The organism is Hydrocarboniphaga daqingensis, assembly GCF_900129825.1.
In the GTDB taxonomy this organism is placed as follows: Bacteria; Pseudomonadota; Gammaproteobacteria; order Nevskiales; family Nevskiaceae; genus Hydrocarboniphaga; species Hydrocarboniphaga daqingensis.
The window spans coordinates 101,232-120,265 of the sequence record NZ_FQWZ01000005.1; the positions used below are offsets into that span (position 1 = coordinate 101,232).

Genomic DNA, 19,034 nt, shown 5'->3' on the forward strand with positions numbered 1-19,034 from the left:
GGGCGGCGGACTCGTCCTGCGAGGGCTTGACAGCCGATGGCCTTCAAGGAGTCAACGTCGGGGCGGTGGCGCCAGCGTATGAGCCAGACCCCAGCCAATGGCAGTCGTCGCTCCGAGCCAGATCAGCAGCGCGGGCCAGGCGTCGAGCGCGATCAGCAGCAGTCCCGGCGCCAGCACCAGCGTCCACAACAGGCGCTTCACGATCGGACGCAGCGTCAGGCGTCGGTCGCTGCGGGCCGCGCCACTGGCGCGCAAGCGCTTCGGATCGATCAAGGCACGGCCGGCCAGTGCCAGCAGACTCCAAGCGCAAGCAAACAGCGGCAGCGCAGCACTGGCGATCATGGCGCGGACTCCAATGGCGCGGCGGCATCGCCGGTGGTGGCCAGCGCGGTCGGCGCGGCGCGCGGTCGGCCCGCTCGCCAGCACAGCCAAGCGCCGACGATCAGCACGGCGTCCATCGACATCAGCGTGGTCAGCCCATGCGCACTGGCCGTGATCCAGCCAGGACCGCCGCTGGCCCAGCGCAGCAGCGGCAGGCTCAGCAGCACAGCACCGGTCAGGCGCAGCAGCGTGGACGCGTTGCGCTCGGCCGGGACGCGGCCGGTCCCCAGCAGCGCCGTCAGCGCGGCGGCAGCCGCCAGCGCCAGCAGCATCGGCGCTTCGAGTCGATCGACGCCGGCGACCCGCCCAGCGAAGTAACCGATCGGCGTTGCCGCCAGCGCCAGCGGCAGGCCATAACCGACGCCGATCACCACGCGCGCCGCGGCTCGCCATGGCGGCGATTCGGCGCGCCGGGTCGTCCACAACTGCAGGCCGGTCAGCGTGACGTAGCAGCTGGCAAAGCCGAGCGCGAACCAGACGCTCTTCGACAGCAGCCCAGCGAAGTTCCCGAAATGAAGCGGCGCCATCACAGCGGCCAGTGCTCCGCCGGCCGATGGCACCAAGCCCAGGCCAGGCTTTTCGCGGACGAACGCGCCGCTGCTGCCGTCGTACACCAGGTTATGGCTGATCAGTTCGCCCGCCGCCGGCGGCGTGAACACGGTGACCTGCGCATCGGCGCGGCCGTAGTGCGACACGCTGACGAACGAGGCCGCCGTGCCGGCGCGGCGCGCGGCGTCGGCCAGCATCCGGTCCAGATCTGCCATCGGTGCGGGCGCGGGGTTCTCCGTCGGCGGCGTGCCGACGATGGCCTCAATCAACGCGGTTTGATTGCCGCCGAAGGCGACCATCGCCATCACCGGGATGCCGATCGAGCCGGCAAAGCTGAAGTAGCTGCCGGTGAACGCCAGCACGAATGCGAACGGCAGATTCCAGCTGGCAGCGACGACGTGCCGGTCGCGGCGCGCCAGCAATGCGTCGCGGAAGCGGCGGATCGTGAACAGCTCCTTGAGCAGATGCCGATGCACCAGCAGGCCGGTGACGGCGGCGACCATCATCGCCAAGCCGAGCACGCCGGTGACCAAGTAGCCGTACGGCGTCGGTAGATGCAGGCTCACGTGCAAGTCCACCAGGAACGCCGCCAGTGCATTGCTGGCGTCGCGGGCCTGGACCTCGTCGTCGATGCCGTCGCGGCGCGACAACACTTCCAGCGTTCGCGGATGCAGTTCGAACACCGCGCCTTCGGCATGCGGCTGCGCATCACCTGCGACGCTGATGTGACGATGAAAAAATGCCTCGATCCGTCCACCGGCGCGCGGATACAGGTTCAGTTCGTCGACGTAGGCCGGATCGATCTGGCGCGACAACTCCGCGATGCGCAAGCCAAGGCCGGCTGGGAACGGGGCTGCCGCCGGCGGGTCGATCGGGCTCGCCCAGTCGCCAATTTCGTCGGCAAATACCGCGACCACACCCGTGGCGATAACGACGTACAGCAGCAAGCCCAGCAGCACACCGGCCCAGCCGTGGATTGCCAGCAGCGTGCGCGTACGGTCGCGTTCGAGCGCGATCATGGGCGCACCGCCGGCGTGCCGACGAAGCGACTGGCGATCAGCGCCGCGTTGGCCAGCAACAGCAGCAGCGTCAGGCCCCAGGCGCGGCGCAGTCGGCGGTCGAGGCAGGCGTAGAAGAACAGCGCTGCCCAGATCGCCGGAAACAGCACGATCGGCAACACCAGGTTGTCGATCTGCGCGGGCCCGGCCGGCAGCCAGAGCGCCGCGCCGGCCATTACGGTGGCAGCGGTGACGAACACGACGGGACCGGCCAGCAGGCCGCGAGACCAAGCGCTCATCGTGAGATCGGGCGCCGGCAAGCGGCACCGGAGCGGGGGAAATGCAAACTCGCGGACGGCGAGGCGACAGTGATCATCTTCAGGCTCCCTAGGGCACAGGAAGCGCAGAAGCTGGCAGTGGCTGGCTCGGCGCGAATCGGGTGGGGTGGTGGCAAGCCGCCGACGGATCGGCGCTGCACCGCGTGCAACCGTAGTGGATCAAACGGCTGCCTTGCAACTGCTCGTCCGGGTGGCCAAGGTCGGGCGCATCGCTGCTAGTCTCGATTCATGACGATCTCACAGGCGCCTTCCGCGGTCCCGACGACCTTGCGCTTCATGGCCGCGCGCTTGGTGCGACGCTGGCGGCAGGGGCTGCCAACGCCCGATGCCGACTTTCGACATGCGGTCGACGCGGCATTGGCGACGCTGGATGTCGGAGCGGTGCGCTGTGACTGGCGCCCGCTGACGCCCGGCAGCGGCTGGACCGATACCGGGGTTGAATTGCGTGCGGGCCAGCGATGCTCGCTGCTCGCCGACGGCATGGTGCATTTGTCGCGAGCGTTCGATGTCGGCTTCGGCCCGAAGGTCGGGCTCTGGTTTCGTGTCGGCAACGGCCGCGTCGGCAAAATCGTCGGCAGCGCCTCGACGTTCACCGCCGACAGCGACGGGACCTTGCAGGTCGTTACCAAGCCGCCTGGTGAGTTCGCCGATCGTCACGGCGACTTCGACCCGACGCAAAAACGTGATCCGATGACGGGGGCGTTCAACATTGCCGTGCTGCGCTGGCAAGACGATGGCGAGGCGGCGATCGCGCGCTGCGCAGCGGTCGATCCGACGCACTTCGGCCCTTTGCTGCAGCGCTTGCGCGCGCCGGTGACGCCGCCGGCTGGTTGGCATTATCTGTGGCGCCTCGGCGAGGGCGAAATCTTCCACAGCCACGATCACGGTGGCCAGCACAGCCTGCGCTGCCGCACCGCGTCCGACGTCGGTATTCTGCAATTCCCGCTCGATGTTCCACTGACCGACGCCACGCAACTGTCGTGGCAATGGTGCGTCGACCGATTGCCGTCGGCGCTGCCCGAGCATATCCAGCCCACACACGACTACCTGTCGATCGCCATCGAGTTCGACAACGGCCTCGATTTGACCTGGATGTGGAGCGCATCGCTGGCCGAAGGCACGGTGTTCCAGTGCCCACTGCCGTGGTGGGATCAGCGCGAAACGCACTGGGTGCTGCGCAGTGGCACGCAGCAACTCGGCCAGTGGCTGGCCGAGCGCCGCTCGCTGCTGGCCGATTACCGGGCGGCGATCGGAGGCCCTGACCCGCAGCGCGTGGTGGGCGTCTGGCTGATCGCCAACACGGCCTTCCAGCGCGGCGTGGGTGAATGCCAGTACCGCCGCATTGTGGTTGAAGGCGATCATGCGCCGGTGGTCGCGTTCGCTTGACGCGACGCGATGCGGATCGGCGCAGGCGACTCAGGCCTGAGGTGTCTTGCGGTAGTCGCCCGGCGAGCGGTTGAACCAGCGACGGAACGCGCGCGTAAAGCTCGCCGTGTCGCTGTAGCCGAGCAGCACGGCCATCTCGTCGAGCTTCATTTCGGTGGTTTCGAGCAAGCGCGTCGCCATCTGGCGGCGCTCGGTATCGACGATCTGGCGAAAGCGGGTCTGCTCTTCGTCAAGCCGGCGACGCAGGCTGCGCGGCGACATCGCCAAGTGCTGCGCCACATCGTCGATCGACGCGACCAAGCCGAGCGGGCCAAGGATCAACTGGCGAATCTGGCCCGACAGGCCGCTGACCTGCCGCTTCTCCAGCTGGGCTCGGCATTCGTCTTCGAGCAGTCGCACCAGATGCGGGTCGTACATCGGCAGCGGCAGCTCGGCGTCGCGTCGATCAAGTACCAGGGCATTGCGGCTGCTGCGGTACACCGGGGCGATGCCACATAAGGCCTCGATCTGAGCCGCATGCAGCGGGGCAGGGCCCTGATACTCGATGCGCTTGACGCGGAATGCCGACAAGCCGAGTTCATGGCACAGGTTCAGCGCTGTTGCGGTATCGCGCTCCAGCAAAAACTGTCGCAGATGCGGCGGAATCGACTGCGGGTGCGCGACCACGCTGAACTCATGCTCGTCGAGTACCGTCGTGAACTGGCAGTAAGCCGTGCTCAGCGGCAGATACCGCAGTGCAGCACGCATGGCCTCGATCACGTTGCGGCTGATACGCAGCACAAAGCCCCAGGTGCCGAACGTGGCGACGTTGTACTGCAAGCCCAGCTGAAAGCCCGGCGCCTGCACATGCGGCAGCGCCAGAATCAGATTCTCGACCAGCCGCATCTCCTGATCGCGTTCGATCAGGGCGTCGGCGTCGCGCAACTGCGACGGCTCGATCCCGGTGCCAAGCAGGCAGGTCGCGGCATCGACGCCGTAGCGCGCGGCAAAATTGACCATGACCTGGCCAATGGCGACCGGGTGACGGATGCTGACATCCTCTGCCACTGCTGCTCCGTTGCGTGGCGCGCCCCGAAACGGACGGCTGGCCGATTAGGCGAGGCCGCAGGCCGAAAGTGCGCTGTGTTGCGGGCAGTATCACGGTTAACTTACAGACCTGACCCACCCACTGCCGATCATAGCCATGAGCTCAGCCCCGGTGCAGCACTTGAACGAACTCAATCAGCAGGCCATTGCCGCTGCCCGCGAATACACCGGCGGGATCGCGTGGCTGACCGTGCTGATGGTGTTGGTCGTCGTCGCCGCGTTTCTGGGGCTGATGAGCCTGTACGTGGCCGGCGCCGTGTCGCTATGGGTGGCGATTCCGGCGTATGCGGTGCTGACGTACGTTTCGTACACACCGCTGCACGAGTCGGCACACGGCAACATCCACGGCGGCCAAGCGCATCTGCAGTGGTTGAACGATGCCTGCGGCTACGCGATGGCACCGCTGATCATGGTGCCGTACTCGACGCACCGGGTGGAGCACTTCACCCATCACCGTTACACCAATCAGCCTGATCGCGATCCGGATTATCTGGTCAGCAATATGCGCAACGGTACGTTTGCGTTCATCAGCAGCGCACTGCGGTTTCTGTGGGTGCAGAACACCTTCCTGTTCCGCGACTACTGGGCCACGGCCTCGCTGCGCGAGCGCAGCGCGTACTGGGCTGAAATCGCGCTGGCCATCGGCTGGCGTGCGGCCTTGCTGTGGATGGTGCCGAGTGCCGCAACGGTGTTGCTGCTCGTGGCCGGCTATCTCGGCGGCGCGTTCTTCACGGTCTACTGGTTCGCATACCGTCCGCATCTTCCGTACAACGATGCGGCGCGCTATCGCAACACCAGTAGCCTGCTGATGCCTCAGTGGATGAAGCCGCTCGAATGGTTCTGGTTCGGCCAGAACCTGCATTCGATCCACCACCTGTTTCCACGGGTGCCGTTTTACCGCTATCACGAGCTGCATCGTCGCATCGAGCCAGCCCTGCGCGCCCATGGCACGCCGATCGTGGGCATCTTCAGCCGGCGTTGACGCGCGCCGGTTACCTGCAGAGCGCGCTGCTGCGGCTCAATGCCGCAGCAGCGCCAGCACGATTTCGGCAACGATCAGAATCACGATGGCCAGTTCCATCAGTTCGCCGCGCGCACCCGATGCCTCGTTGTAGAGCGCCGTGTAAGTGTCACGGATGATCGACAGCTTGCGATCCACCGCTGCGCTCACCGTCGGCACACGGAACAGTTCCAGCGCAGCGCTGTAGATGCGCGCCAGATAGACGTCTTCGGTGACCTGCAAGGCGTTGTCGACTTTCTCCGTCAGCTCGGTAACTTCGGCGACCAGCGTGTACAAGCGCCTCGCCAAGTGCGCGAAGCGACGCGGCGCGAGGATGCCGATCGATCCGCGTGTCGCGTCGACGAGATCGTTCATTCGCGGAAGTTCGTCGTCGAGCAGCTCATCGTAGTAGCGCATCTCGAGCAGCTGCGCGTTGGCCACTTCCAGAACGTCGGCCACGTCGGAATCGCCGCGAGGTTCGTAGATGAAGGCGCGATCCCAGGTGAGCACCACCAGATCATCGTCATAGTAGGAATAGCGCTGCCGCATCAGATCGCGGCGCGCGGCATCCGATAGCGGTCGTCGCTCGCCCGACAGCATCGGCACCAGATCGACACGCTCAAGTAGCTGGCTGCTGGTCAGCGGCTCGTTCCAGCGATGCACGATGCCGAGCAGATAGTCTTCCTGGATCGTCGACGTGTTCGGTCGGGTCAGCGCGCTGTCGATGCGCGGCATCAGATGCGCAAGCGTCTGGTCCCACACCGAGCTCGCCGCGCTCACGCCAATGGCTTGACTCACCGATTCGAGCCACTCGTTGAAAGTTGACCAGGTCTGCCCACTGACCGTGATGCGGATCGCGAGCGCGATCACACCGAAATCGTAGAGCCGCGCACTGACCTGGGCATCGACGTCGCCGATGCTCAGTGACAGGCGGACATCAGGTAACGGCAGCAACACCGGCGGCACATCGAACGCGATCGCCTTGGCCGGTGTACCGCTCAGCTGGCTACGCCGGCCACTACTGGCGCCCTGACTGTGATGGGCCCAAGCCGATTCAGCAGCCGCAAGGTCGATCGAGTACGCAACGTCGAACAGGCGCAGCGCGACGATGGCACCGCTCTCGACGCGGAGTGTCGACGACGGACTGCTGAGTTCGAGGGTATCCATAGCGGGATGCTAGTCGAACGGAAGGCGTCACTGCTTCGCAATGCGCGCTCGCTATCGTCAGCGGTCTGCATCAAAACCACAGATCGAGATGGATTCAATAGCGCGCGCGTCGAGCCGTCGTGGCCAAGCCAGTGGATCGGGACTACGCACCGGGCGTTTTCCGATGGCCGCTGTTGTAGCAACGTTGGTGGCAGTCCTCCTCGTTGCGTGCGGATCGGGCAGTGGGCCATCACCGGACGATCCTGATTCCGGAGGTGGCGGCACGCCACCGCCGACGGCATCGGGGCCGAAGCCAACGCCGGCGCCGTCATCGAATCCGCCGACATTCGAAGACCCGAATCCAAGCTGGCAAGAAGGGGATTTGCACGTCCATGACGATCACTCGTCTGACGGCAGCTTGCCTCGCCAGGCGAGTGACGATCGCTTGCCTGGCAATATGTCGATTACCGATCAGATCGGCATCGCGCAGCTTCGTGCGTTGAATTTTCTGCCGCTGACCGATCACCGCACTTACGATCAGCATTACGACCCGCTGTGGCGCTCTGATTCGCTGTTGCTGATCCCGGGCGAAGAAGCCAACGGTGCGCCGCACGCGACCGTGCATGGAGCGGTCGACACGGTGGTGCAGGGCGCCGACGTCGCGGGTGCACCGGCGCGCCGCAGCCTGCAGCAATCGATCTGGGATGCGCATCTGCAAGACGCGGTGTGGATCACGGCCCATCCCGATGACGGAGAGGTCGACGAGCAAGGCCAGCCGAACGATTTCGCGGATGCCGTCGGCATTGATGCGGTTGAGGTCTGGAACAAGGCGAGCAACGCCGAGATCGAGATTGATTACGCCGAAAACCGCTGGAACGCCGGCTTCCGGTTCGGCGTAGCCGGTGCAAGCGACAACCATTTCAAAGAGCTGTGGCTGCTGGCCGGGCCGGGGCAGCCACGTAGCGGCGTACTGGCCGCAGCGCTGACCGAGCGCGCGATCGTGGCGGGGCTTCGGGCGGGTCGCTCGCGCGTTCGTGCCGACGAGCGCGGTGCCTCGGGCACGATGACGCTGAGCGCCGACGGCATTGCCGCCCAACCGGGTGACGAGGTCGTTGCATCAGTCGGCACAGCGCTGACGCTGCAGTACGACGTCAGCGGCAATCCGGGCGATGTCGTCCGCGTGTTCCGATCACCCGGGCGCAGCCAAGCCGCTGTGTCGACGCAGACGATCGGCTTTAGCGGTCAGTTGCAGATGAGCCTGCCGGTCTCGGTTGAGAGCCAGCCGACCTGGTATCGGCTCGAAGTTCGAGGCCTCGGCGCACCACAAACAGTGGACTACGCTGCGCTGGCCGATGATCCGCTGGGGTTCGTGCTCGGAGGCGCCTTGTCGCTGACCGGGCAATTGCGCCTGATGGTGTCGCCGATTTTCGTATCCAGCGGCCCGGTCGAACCTCAAGTCGCCACTCCGTTGCCCGCCGACACCGGCGTCGACGATTCAGCCGTCGCTGCGCTTGGCAGCATCGGGCAGTTCAGCGGCTTTGCCGATATCGCGGTTTCCGATCAAAACAAGTTGCACGTGGTCGCCGAAGCGCATGACGCAGGGCGCTCGCGCGTGCTGTATCGCCGGGCCGACGACGCTGCTGCCGCAGCGGTGGTGTTGTCGGGCGACAGCGTGGCCGCACGCTTTCCGCGTGTGGCGGCATTGGGGGACATGGTTTACGTGGTGTGGCAAGACAGCGACGGGCGCGAGATTCCGCAGCGTCCGCGTATATTGATGCGGCAATCGCTCGACGGTGGCCGCCAGTGGCAGGCGGTGCAGACGATCGCCGAGCCTGACGGACGCGCCGAGCATCCGGCGATCGCGGTGGACCGACAGGGCCGCGTCATGGTCGCTTGGCAGCAGATCACGCCCGACCAACCATTCGACATCTATGCGCAGTTGCTCGGTGTCGATACCGCACCGATCAATTTGTCTGGCGAAGGCAAGTCGATTGCCGCGGCCAATCCATTGGATACGCGCAGCGCGCGCTATCCCGCATCGGTCTGGCCCACCGTGGCCGTCGCCGCGGATGGTCGCTTCGCCATCGCGTGGCAGGACAATCGCGACGATCCCGATCCCTTGTGGACCGGGCAGTCCGGTAGCGGCGAAGGCACCAATCCGGACGACTGGCAGATCCGGCTGCGGCAACGCGCAGCCGGTGCGACGGACTGGTCAGCACTGATCACGCTCGGCGCGGCCGATCGTGCCGATCGCCATCCCGATGTGGCTTATGACCCGGCCGGCAAACTGGTCGCGGTCTGGGACAGCAAAGTGCTCAGCGCAGCCGGCGTGAACCTGGCGGTACTCAGCAGCGAATCTCTGGACGGTGTCACGGGTTGGAGCGAGCCCGTTGCGATCACCGACGAGGGCCTTGGATCTAGCCAGAATCCGCGTATCGGGACGGGGCTTGACGGCCGCTTGCGCGTGGCGTGGGCAGATTCGAGGTCAGCGGACTGGCGCTGGCGCATCGGCACAGCGCGTCAGTCCGTTGATGCAGGCTGGTCCGGTGCCGAGTTGTTGCTCAGCAAGGGCAACAACGGCTGGCCCGCGCTTGACGGTGGCGTGCTGGTATTCGCCAGCACGCGTAACGCCGTGCGTCTCCAGCGCGACCCGACGCAACAGATCATGGCGCTGACGCTGGAGGCGGGCCGTTGATCGCCGACAGTTTGGTCTGAGCCCGCTGCGGTAGCAGCGGGTACGGTTCAACAGGCGGACCTTGCATAAACCAGCCTCAAACTTAGACGTGCGTCACTTAACATAATATACAATGCGTCCATATCCGAGGCGATAGGAGACGGAGCAAAAGAGCCTACGACGCTCAACATTTCCTCCCGCGGCGACGCTCTGGTAGCCCAAATGAAAACGGCAGAACCGGTGCTCACCGATTCTGCCGCTTACGACCGACCAGATGGCCGCGGGTGTTGCTTAGCGATCCCGGTACTGCGATTCGGCGCGCTCGTCCTGGCCCTTGACGTCGACGCAGACCGTCGCCGTCGGACGTGCCAGCAAGCGCGCGATGCCGATCGGCTCGCCGGTCTTCTCGCAGTAACCGTATTCCTTGTCGCGGATACGGCGGAATGCGTCTTCGATCTTGCGCAGCAGCAGCGATTCACGCTCCCGCAGGCGCAAGTCGAGCCAATGTTCTTCTTCGGCGCTGGCGCGGTCAGCTGGGTCGGCGAACACTTCGCGCTGATGCAGCCGTTCCTTGACGTCGATTTCGCGGGCCAGGACCTCGGAGCGCATCTGCAGCAGACGCTCGCGGAAAAATGCGAGTTGATCGTCGTTCATGTAGTCGGACGCGGGCGCGTTGCGGATCTCGTCTTCCGTCAGGGTCCGGGCATTGTCGGCCCCTTTGCGGACCGCCGTCTTGGGCGGCTTGGCCGCCGGCGTCGACGCGTTGGCACTGGAGGAAGATTTGGACGCTGACATCATCTTGGCGATCTTTCCTGTTGCGGCCGGCGTTCCAGCCGGACCAGGGTTTTGGGGAGGCGTTTGATTAGCAATCGGCAGGCCGCCTGCAGAACTTGAGACGGACGACGGAAGCGGCTCCGCGGCAGGCTTGACGGGCTTGGTGACTTTGGCTGCTGGCGCGGGTGAGACCACGGCGGGCTTGGGCGCAGGCGTAGCGACCTGCGGCTTGGGTGCCGCCGCGACCGGCTTGGCAGACTTGGCCGGCGCTTTGGGCGTCACTTTCGGTGCCGCATTGCCAGCGGCTTTAGGCGCGGGTTTCGGCGCTGCTTTAGGAACCGGTTTGGCAACGGTTTTCGCGGCTGCCTTTGCAGGCGCCTTTACCGGAGCCTTTGCGGGTGCTTTTGCCACCGGCTTGCTGGCCGGTTTGGCCGGCGGCGCCTTGACGGCGGACGGCTTGACCGACTTGGCCGGCGCTTTCGCGGGCGCCTTTGCCGGTGTCTTCACTGCCGCTTTGACCGGCTTTTTGGAAAACGCCGCCTTGGCAACGGCCGCGGACTTCTTGACCAGCTTTTTGGCTGCCGACGCTACTGATTTGCTTTTTGGTGCAGGTGCCGACTTCGAAGTCTTTTTGGACGCCATGTCGAATCTCTCCGTTATCTGATCGCAGCGTACTTCTGGAGTCACCCTCGCGTTTTGCTGCCCCGCCCGCCTGCCCCGATCCCTATGTTTTGCTGGGGCCAGCGCCCAAACGGGACCGTGAACCGTTTCAAGCCATTCAATACAGCATTGTGGCACAAAAAAGCGGGGTTACTTAAAGACCAAATGAGGTTCTCCGATGGCCGCCAGCTTGTCGCTCTTTGCCCGCTATCCGCTGCTGCGGAGCCTGAACAACCGAAGCGCGACGCAGTTGGCACAGCACGCCAATGTCGCGCGGTGGCCGGTCAACGGCTACCTCTATCGCAACGGTGAGCGTCCGGTGATGACGTACTTTCTGCTGCGTGGCCGGCTCGGTTTTGAAACGCCGTCCGGCTTGCTGAGCCGGTCGATCAGCGCAGGCGACGACGCGGCGTCCAAGCCGCTGGCCGATGTACCGCATTATCGGCACAGTGCCCGCTGCCTGACCGAAGTCGAGTGTCTGACCGTCGACACCAGTCTGCTCGATGTCATGCTGAACTGGGGTGCCGAGCCCCCCAAGGTCGAAGTCCGCGAAGTCGGACTGGATCCAGCCCTCGATGATGGCGACTGGATGTTACGGCTGTTGCAGCGGCGTCGGTTCAACACCCTGTCTCCGTCGGTGCTTCAGCAAATGTTTCATTGCATGCAGCACGTGCGGTATCCGGCCGGCACCCGCGTGGTGCGCCAAGGCGCGCCCGGCGACGCATTCTTCGTGATCGTCGACGGCCAGTGCCGTGTGGAATGCGAGCAGCCCGACCTGCCCGCAGTCGTCGCGGCGACGCTAGGCCCAGGCGACTGCTTTGGTGAGGACGCGCTACTGTCGGGCAATCCGCGCAACGCGTCGGTCATTGCTGCCACCGACGTCACCTTGCTTCAAATGCGGCAGATCGACTTCAAACGCTTGCTGTCGGTGTCGTGGACGCGTCGCTTGAGTGGCTATGACGCCAGCGAACGTATTGCCGCAGGCAGCGCTTGCTGGCTCGACGTGCGTCCGGCCAGCGAGCAGCGCACTCGCCCGCCGGAATCAGCGCTGTGGATCCCCGACTTCCAGCTTCGCCAACGCATCACCGAGTTGCGCCGGGATACCACCTACATCTGCCTGTGCGACACCGGTTGTCGCAGCGCAGTGGCGGCGTCAGTGCTGATGCACCATGGGCTGGATGCGTATTCGCTGCTGCGTGATGCGGCGCCGCCAGCGCCGACGCTTCAGTAGCGGCGCGAGCGGCCGCCTACTGATAACCGTTAACCTACAGCGTGTGCGTGGGTCGCTCGGCACCCAGTGCGCCGGCCAGAATCGACTCGATCTTCTTCTGCGTGACGCCGCTGTCCTGACTGCTGAACTGCACACCGATGCCCTGCGCCCGCTTGCCTTGTGCGCCGCGCGGCGTCACCCACACCACTTTGCCGGCGACTGGCAAGCGCTCGGCGTTGTCGAGCAAGGTCAGCAGGATGAACACCTCATCGCCTAGCCGGTATTCCTTGTTGGTCGGAATGAACAGGCCGCCGTTCTTGATGAACGGCATGTACGACACATAGAGCGCGCTCTTGTCCTTGAGGTTCAAGGTCAAGATGCCGGGCTGGGTGCCAACGCGTGTCTGCGGATCCATGGGCGACGGGCCTGCGCGAAGAATCGAAGCTCAACCTTATCGGGCAGCCGCGCCGCGCGCCATGCTCCAGCGCCACCACGCGATCATTAGCGACTCGACGACCAGCTGCGGCGAGGCGCTGGTGGTAATGCGGCGCGCGGATTCATGGGCTTCGTCGATCAGCGCTTGCAAGCCCGAGGGCGCGATACGCGCTGCGATCGCCCCGATGTCGGCAGAGGGCTGGCCCGAAACCCGGACGCGCAACAGTTCGGCGAGAAACACGATGAAGGCGGACAGCCACGCCGATACCTGCTCGCGATCTTTCCCGACCGCGACGGCTGCAGCGGTCGGCGGTCGCTTCTGGGCGGCAACATCCAACCAGTCGCTGCGCCATTTACGCTGCAGATCGAGCAGGCCGGAGCGATGCGCGGCCAGCGCTCGGAGCGGCGCACCTTGGCTGGACGTCAGTGCGTGTTCGAGCAGCGCGCCGGTCAGTACCGGTTCCTGCTGCTGCAGCCAGGCTTGGGCCTCGTCGGAGGACGGCGGACTGAACCTGAGTCGCTGACAGCGGCTGCGTAGCGTGGCCGCCAGTGCCATCGGGCGCTCCGAGATCAGCAGCAGATAGGTATTGGGCGGCGGCTCTTCGATGGTTTTCAACAGCGCATTGACGCCGTTGGTGTTCAGCGCATCGGCCGGGTCGAGTAGAGCGACCTTGGCGCCGCCGTAATGCGCGCTCAGCACCAGCTTGTCACCCATGTCGCGGAGTTGTTCGACGCTGATGTCCCGCTTCTGCTTGTCGGTTTTGTCGTCGACCAAAGGCCTGAGCCAGAACAGGTTCGGATGCGACCCGGCCGCGAACTGCACGCAGCTGCGACAAACCCGGCAGGCGTAACCACCGGCGGCGGGCGCCTCGCACAGCAGTGTTTGCGTCAGCGCGCTGGCAAACGTCCGCTTGCCGACCCCAGCTGGGCCCGCCAGCAGCAGCGCGTGCGCCAACCGTTGCTGGCTCCGCGCTTCGCCAACGATGCGCCAAAGGTCGTGCTGCCACGGCAGGATCGCAGCCGCGCTCATAGACGTGTCTCCAGTATCTGCGTCAGATCAGCTGCGACCTGCGCAAGGTCCTGACTCGCGTCAACCACCGCACAGCGCTGTGGATCATCGTCCGCGCGGTCGAGATACGCTTGGCGGACACGCTGCATGAACGCGACATTCTCCGCTTCGAACCGATTGAGGTCGCCGCGGTGGCGTGCCCGCGCAAGACCCAACTCCGGCGCAATGTCGAAGATCAGCGTCAGGTTCGGCTTGAGGTCGCCCAGCACGAGCTGTTGCAGGGCCATCAGCGATGCGCCGGGCAGGCCGCGCCCCGCGCCTTGATAAGCCCAGCTGGCGTCGATGAATCGATCGCAGACCACGTCGCAGCCTTGCGCCAGCGCCGGTCGTACTGTTGCATGCAAATGCGCTGCGCGAGCGGCGAAGATCAGCAGCAGTTCGGTCGGCGCATCGACCCCCTCCGCCCAGTCGGCGAGGACCACGCCACGAATCGCCTCGGCTAGAGGCGAACCACCTGGTTCACGAGTACGCAGGACGCGGCGCCCACGCGCCGTCAGCCAGTCGCAGATCGTCTGCGCATGAGTGGTCTTGCCGGCACCCTCGCCGCCTTCGAGCGTGATCAAACGACCGGGTGCACTCACGGTGGCGACGTCCCAGGCGCCGGCGATCCGCGCCGCAACTGGTAGCGACTGACCGCCGCATCGTGCTCGTCGAAGGTTTCCGAAAACTGGTGGCTTCCATCGCCTCTGGCGACGAAGTACAGCGTGTTGCCAGGTGCGGGGTGCAGCGCTGCATGAATCGCCGCGCGTCCGGGCAGACAGATCGGCGTCGGCGGCAGGCCGCTGTTCAGATACGTGTTGTACGGATTGGCCGCGAGCAGATCGCGCTTGCGCAGATTACCGTCGAAGGCCGCGCCAAGGCCGTAGATCACCGTGGGATCGGTCTGCAAGCGCATACCCAGCCGCAGGCGACGCACGAACACCCCGGCGATTTCAGCGCGCTCGCTCGCCAGCCCGGTCTCCTTCTCAACGATCGACGCCATCACCAATGCCTGCTCGGCGTCGGTGTATGGCAGGTCGGCGTCGCGGCCCTGCCACTCGGCATCGAGTGTCCGGTTCATCGCCTCGATCGCGCGGCGCAGGACCGAGACGTCCGTGGTGTCACGCGGGAATTGGTAGGTGTCTGGGAACAAGCGACCTTCCGGATGCCGGCCCGGCATGCCGATCGCCGCCATCACCTGCACCGGGTCGGTCGACGTCAGCGTGTGCCGAATCTGCGGATGCGCCATCAACTGCTGGATCGCGGCATCGAAGCGCGTGCCTTCGACAATGCGCCATTCGTAGACGATGACCTTGCCCGAGCGCCACAGATCCAGCGCCTGGAAGGCGGTCAGACCGGGCTCCAAACGATACTCGCCGGCCTTGATGCCCGCCGCCTTGCCGCTAAGGCGCGCGTACGCTTCCAGGTACAGGCCCTGGCGCAGCGTCGCCAACTGCCCGGCGCTGCGCAGCTTGAGCACGGCGTCGCGGATCCGGGTTCCGGGCGCGATTTCGATCGTGCTGGCGCTGGCCAGCGTCAACGGCTGTTGCAGTTGGCGATGGCCGTCATACAGCAGCGCTGCCGTCGTCAGTGACGCCAGCAGCGCGAGCAGCCCGATGGCGACTGCGATGCGGATCAACCAGCGGCGCATCAGCCTGCCCCCAGCGCCAGCAGCAGTCCGCGCGCCTTGGCCCGCGTTTCCGCAAGCTCGGCGTCCGGGTCGGAATCGGCAACAATGCCGGCACCGGCTCGGAAGCTGATCTGGCCGTCTTCGACGACGAAACTGCGGATCAGGATATTGGTGTCCAAGCGTCCGCAGCGCGACAAATAACCCATGGCACCGGTATAGGGGCCGCGGCCCACGCCTTCGAGCTCGGCAAGAATTTCCATCGCGCGAACCTTGGGGCAGCCGGTGATCGTTCCACCCGGAAACACCGCGCGCAGCGCATCGGCCGGACTGGCGTCGGCACGCAGACGGCCGCGAATGTTGGAGACGATGTGGTGGACATGCGCGTAGCTCTCCACCGTCATCAGTTCGCTGACTTCAACGCTGCCCGGCTGGCAGACGCGGCCGAGGTCGTTGCGTTCCAGGTCAATCAGCATCACGTGCTCTGCCCGTTCCTTGACGTTGCCGATCAGATGATCGCGCAACTCGGCATCGTCGACGGCATTACCGCCGCGCGGACGCGTGCCCGCGATCGGACGGGTTTCAGCAATGCCTCGATCGATCTGCAGCAAGCGTTCCGGCGACGAACTGATCACGCTGCTGCCCTGCCACTGCGCGATGCCGGCGAACGGCGCCGGGTTGGCGCCGCGCAGCTTGGCGTAGACGCCGGCCGCGCTGCCGCTGAGCAGCGGTGCACGCCAATGCCGTGACAGATTGGCTTGAAAGATATCGCCGGCACGCAAGTAATCGAGGACGCGCCGGACCCCGTTTCGATAAAGCTCCGGGTCTTGCTCGATGGCGGGGCCGATTTCGGGCGTGGGCTCGGGCGCGCTGGCAGGGGCATCGAGATCGTCCAGCAAAGCCTGAAGCTGTGCCGGGTCGGCTTCCGCATAGAGCCGGGTGGTCCGCCGATGCCGGTCGTGGACGGCAACGGCCGTACAACGCACGGCCAGCGCATCGGGCAATCGATAGGGCGACGCAGGCAGCTTGAGTTTGGGCTCGATTTGACCGGTGGCCTCGTAACCCAGCAGCAAAAACCAGCCACCGAGAAACGGCAGGCCGGCCTCGTCGGCAGACGCGTCAATGCGGTCGCGTTCGTACTGGGCGGCCAGTTGCTCGAAAAATCGATCTCCGACGATACATTCGCCGGGGAACGCGAACAGCAGATCGTAGCGGCCCGATACCGGATGTCCGGCCACCGATTGCAGCAGAAACGGATAGCGCGCCGGATCACGACGGTGCAGGTCGAACAGGTCGACGTCGCCGCTGCGCTCGGCGCTGATGCCCATCGAACGACCTTGCGCGCCTACTTCAGGCGCGCGAATGCGAGAGTGCCGTTGGTGCCACCAAAACCAAACGAGTTGGACAGGACGGTGTCGACACGCGCCTCACGCGCCTTGTGCGGCACATAGTCCAGATCGCAGCCTTCGCTGGGATTTTCGAGATTGATCGTCGGCGGCAGGATGTTGTCGCGAATTGCCAGGATACTGAACACCGCTTCGATGCCGCCGGCAGCGCCGAGCAAGTGGCCAGTCATCGACTTGGTCGAGCTGACGGCCACCTTGCGTACGTGATCGCCGAGTGCCGCCTTCATCGCCACGGTTTCCGCCATGTCGCCCGCCGGGGTCGACGTGCCGTGAGCATTCACGTAGTCGACCTGCTCCGGGTTGATGCCCGCATCACGCATCGCGTTCTGCATGGCGCGCCGCGCACCATTGCCGTCGTCGGGCGGCAAGGTGATGTGCGACGCGTCGGACGACATGCCAAAGCCGATCAGCTCGGCATGGATGCGAGCGCCGCGCGCCTTGGCGTGCTCGTACTCTTCGAGCACCAGTACACCGGCACCGTCACCGAGCACGAAGCCGTCGCGATCCTTGTCCCAAGGCCGCGAGGCCCGCGTCGGGTCATCGTTACGGGTCGACAGCGCACGCGCCTGGCAGAAACCCGCCATGCCCGCCGGCGCCGAGCCCGCTTCGGCGCCGCCAGCGATGATCACGTCGGCGTCGCCACACTGAATAAGCCGCATGCCCACTCCGATAGAGTGAGCGGCGGTGGTACAAGCCGACACGGTGGCGAAGCTCGGGCCGGTCAGACCGAGGTCGATCGACACATAACCCGCCACCATGTTGATGATCGAAGCCGGCACAAAAAACGGCGAGACGCGTCCCGGCCCCTTTTCGTGCAGCTTCCGGCACTCCTCCTCGATGAAGCCGATACCGCCGATGCCGGAGCCGACCAGAACGCCGATGCGATCCCGATTGGTGTCGGTTACTTCCAGTCCGGAATCGCGAATCGCCTGCTTCGACGCCGCGACACCGTAATGAATGAACGGATCGGTCTTGCGAAGCTCCTTGGGCCCCATCCAATCGGTCGCGACGAAATCGTCCGACACCGTGCCCGCAAAGCGGGTGGTGAAGGCCGAGGTGTCGTAGGCGGTGATGGGCCGGATGCCGGAGCGACCGCCGAGAATGGCAGCCCATGCGGTATCGAGACTGGAACCGACGGGCGACACAATGCCCATGCCGGTGACGACGACGCGTCTGCGGCTCATGCGATCTTTATGTGAGGAGGAGGAGTCAGCGAGGCATCAAGCCTGCTGGTTGGTGTGCGACCGGATGTAGTTGAGAACGTCCTGGAACGTGACGATCTTTTCTGCTTCTTCGTCAGGGATGTCGATTTCGAATTCTTCTTCGAGCGCCATCACAAGTTCGACGGTGTCGAGCGAATCGGCCCCCAGATCTTCGACGAACGACGCGCCGGGCGTGATCTGATCCTCCGCGACCGACAGCTGTTCGGCGATGATTTTCTTGACCTTTTCTTCCAAGCTGCTCATGAACACTCCCTCTCTGGGGTCTGAAGTAACAAGTAGACAAACCTCACCTAGTGTACGGGAACCCGTACGACGCTAGCTACCAAACGTGCCCGCATTCTACGACAGGAACATGCCGCCATTCACGTGAAGCGTATGGCCGGTGATGTAAGCGGCATCCGGCGACGCCAGAAAAGCGACCGCCGCCGCGACCTCTTGTCCGCTGCCCAAGCGCTGAATCAGCAGGCGCTCGAACAACTTGGCCTTCACTTCGTCCGACAGTTCACGCGTCATGTCGGTCTCGATAAAGCCAGGCGCAACGACGTTGACGGTGATGTTGCGCGCGCCCAACTCGGCGGCGAGGCTCTTGCTCATGCCGACCAGGCCGGCTTTAGCGGCAGCGTAATTGGCCTGACCGAAGTTTCCCATCGAACCGACGACCGAGCCGATGTTGATGATCCGGCCGTTGCGCGCTTTCATCATTCCGCGCATCACCAGCTTCGACATCTTGAATACGGCGCTCAGATTGGTCTGGATGACCGCGTCCCAGTCCTCGTCCTTCATGCGCACGGCGAGCATGTCGCGCGTGATGCCCGCGTTGTTGACCAAGATACCGATCGATCCAAACGACTTTTCGATCTCGGCCACCAGAGCAGCCGATGCGGCGCTGTCGCAAACGTCGAGCACGCGTGCCGCGCCACCGAGCGGCGCCAGCCACTGATCGATCGATTCGGCACCCGATGGCGAGGTCGCCGTTCCGATCACTTTGGCGCCGTCGGCGGCCAGACGCTCGGCGATGGCACGACCGATACCCCGGCTGGCACCGGTGACCAGCGCGATACTGCCTTGTAGTTTCATTGTTGACTTCCCTTGG

Annotated in this window: 18 protein-coding genes; 4 read left to right on the forward strand and 14 right to left on the reverse strand. The window is 65.0% G+C overall.

Translation table 11 applies throughout. The features are described from left to right. Nucleotides 1-51: 51 nt before the first annotated feature. Genes BUB09_RS11050 through BUB09_RS11060 form a run of 3 tightly spaced genes read right to left on the reverse strand, consistent with a single transcriptional unit; the run spans nt 52 to nt 2,227 of the window. Nucleotides 52-342: a hypothetical protein gene (locus BUB09_RS11050; protein WP_072897670.1), complete on the reverse strand. Its 291-nt coding sequence runs from the start codon at nt 340-342 to the stop codon at nt 52-54. Beyond that, complete coding sequence (locus BUB09_RS11055; protein WP_072897671.1) at nt 339-1,949, reverse strand: PepSY-associated TM helix domain-containing protein; 1,611 nt, start codon at nt 1,947-1,949, stop codon at nt 339-341. The genes BUB09_RS11050 and BUB09_RS11055 overlap by 4 nt, the downstream gene beginning before the upstream one ends. Further along, nucleotides 1,946-2,227: a hypothetical protein gene (locus BUB09_RS11060; RefSeq protein WP_072898018.1), complete on the reverse strand. Its 282-nt coding sequence runs from the start codon at nt 2,225-2,227 to the stop codon at nt 1,946-1,948. The genes BUB09_RS11055 and BUB09_RS11060 overlap by 4 nt, the downstream gene beginning before the upstream one ends. A 267-nt stretch (nt 2,228-2,494) precedes the next feature. Here BUB09_RS11060 and BUB09_RS16765 point away from each other — a divergent pair, with 267 nt between their 5' ends. Beyond that, the gene (locus tag BUB09_RS16765; protein ID WP_084083366.1) at nt 2,495-3,652 is read left to right on the forward strand and encodes a DUF3047 domain-containing protein; all 1,158 of its coding nucleotides are present in this window, start codon (nt 2,495-2,497) and stop codon (nt 3,650-3,652) included. Between the two features lie 30 nt (nt 3,653-3,682). On the opposite strand, the gene BUB09_RS11070 is transcribed toward BUB09_RS16765, so the two are convergent. Continuing rightward, the gene (locus tag BUB09_RS11070; protein WP_217650291.1) at nt 3,683-4,699 is read right to left on the reverse strand and encodes an AraC family transcriptional regulator; all 1,017 of its coding nucleotides are present in this window, start codon (nt 4,697-4,699) and stop codon (nt 3,683-3,685) included. 136 nt (nt 4,700-4,835) lie between these two features. Between BUB09_RS11070 and BUB09_RS11075 the strand changes: the two genes are divergently transcribed. Then, the gene (locus BUB09_RS11075) at nt 4,836-5,720 is read left to right on the forward strand and encodes a fatty acid desaturase family protein (protein ID WP_072897675.1); all 885 of its coding nucleotides are present in this window, start codon (nt 4,836-4,838) and stop codon (nt 5,718-5,720) included. A gap of 36 nt (nt 5,721-5,756) precedes the next feature. On the opposite strand, the gene BUB09_RS11080 is transcribed toward BUB09_RS11075, so the two are convergent. Then, nucleotides 5,757-6,905 carry a hypothetical protein gene (locus BUB09_RS11080; RefSeq protein WP_072897676.1) on the reverse strand — a complete coding sequence of 383 codons (1,149 nt, stop codon included), beginning with the start codon at nt 6,903-6,905 and terminating at the stop codon, nt 5,757-5,759. A gap of 163 nt (nt 6,906-7,068) precedes the next feature. On the opposite strand from BUB09_RS11080, the gene BUB09_RS11085 reads away from it, so the two are divergent. Further along, on the forward strand, nt 7,069-9,579 hold the full coding sequence (locus tag BUB09_RS11085; protein ID WP_245793257.1) for a CehA/McbA family metallohydrolase: 2,511 nt from the start codon (nt 7,069-7,071) through the stop codon (nt 9,577-9,579). 270 nt (nt 9,580-9,849) lie between these two features. Here BUB09_RS11085 and dksA read toward each other — a convergent pair whose 3' ends face one another. After that, a complete protein-coding gene (gene dksA, locus BUB09_RS17510) occupies nt 9,850-10,974 on the reverse strand; it encodes an RNA polymerase-binding protein DksA (RefSeq protein ID WP_245793258.1) in 1,125 nt (374 codons plus the stop codon). Nucleotides 10,975-11,170: 196 nt separating this feature from the next. On the opposite strand from dksA, the gene BUB09_RS11100 reads away from it, so the two are divergent. After that, the gene (locus BUB09_RS11100; protein WP_072897683.1) at nt 11,171-12,223 is read left to right on the forward strand and encodes a cyclic nucleotide-binding domain-containing protein; all 1,053 of its coding nucleotides are present in this window, start codon (nt 11,171-11,173) and stop codon (nt 12,221-12,223) included. 34 nt (nt 12,224-12,257) lie between these two features. Here the strand turns inward: BUB09_RS11100 and BUB09_RS11105 are convergent, their stop codons facing one another. From BUB09_RS11105 to fabG, 8 genes are all read right to left on the reverse strand, one after another. Continuing rightward, the gene (locus BUB09_RS11105) at nt 12,258-12,617 is read right to left on the reverse strand and encodes a PilZ domain-containing protein (protein WP_072897685.1); all 360 of its coding nucleotides are present in this window, start codon (nt 12,615-12,617) and stop codon (nt 12,258-12,260) included. A 36-nt stretch (nt 12,618-12,653) separates the two neighbouring features. Further along, nucleotides 12,654-13,667 (reverse strand): DNA polymerase III subunit delta', encoded by a 1,014-nt coding sequence (holB, locus tag BUB09_RS11110; RefSeq protein ID WP_072897686.1) that lies wholly within the window; start codon nt 13,665-13,667, stop codon nt 12,654-12,656. Beyond that, the gene (gene tmk, locus BUB09_RS11115; protein ID WP_072897688.1) at nt 13,664-14,287 is read right to left on the reverse strand and encodes a dTMP kinase; all 624 of its coding nucleotides are present in this window, start codon (nt 14,285-14,287) and stop codon (nt 13,664-13,666) included. Before tmk ends, holB begins: the two co-directional genes overlap by 4 nt. After that, complete coding sequence (gene mltG, locus BUB09_RS11120; RefSeq protein ID WP_072897690.1) at nt 14,284-15,336, reverse strand: endolytic transglycosylase MltG; 1,053 nt, start codon at nt 15,334-15,336, stop codon at nt 14,284-14,286. The genes tmk and mltG overlap by 4 nt, the downstream gene beginning before the upstream one ends. Then, a complete protein-coding gene (locus tag BUB09_RS11125; protein ID WP_072897692.1) occupies nt 15,336-16,640 on the reverse strand; it encodes an aminodeoxychorismate synthase component I in 1,305 nt (434 codons plus the stop codon). Before BUB09_RS11125 ends, mltG begins: the two co-directional genes overlap by 1 nt. A 17-nt stretch (nt 16,641-16,657) precedes the next feature. After that, entirely contained in the window at nt 16,658-17,902 is a 1,245-nt protein-coding gene (fabF, locus tag BUB09_RS11130) for a beta-ketoacyl-ACP synthase II (protein ID WP_072897694.1), read from the reverse strand. Between the two features lie 36 nt (nt 17,903-17,938). Continuing rightward, a complete protein-coding gene (gene acpP, locus BUB09_RS11135) occupies nt 17,939-18,184 on the reverse strand; it encodes an acyl carrier protein (RefSeq protein ID WP_072897695.1) in 246 nt (81 codons plus the stop codon). Between the two features lie 96 nt (nt 18,185-18,280). After that, nucleotides 18,281-19,018, reverse strand: coding sequence for a 3-oxoacyl-ACP reductase FabG (gene fabG / locus BUB09_RS11140; protein WP_072897697.1), 738 nt, complete (start codon nt 19,016-19,018; stop codon nt 18,281-18,283). Between the last annotated feature and the right edge of the window lie 16 nt (nt 19,019-19,034).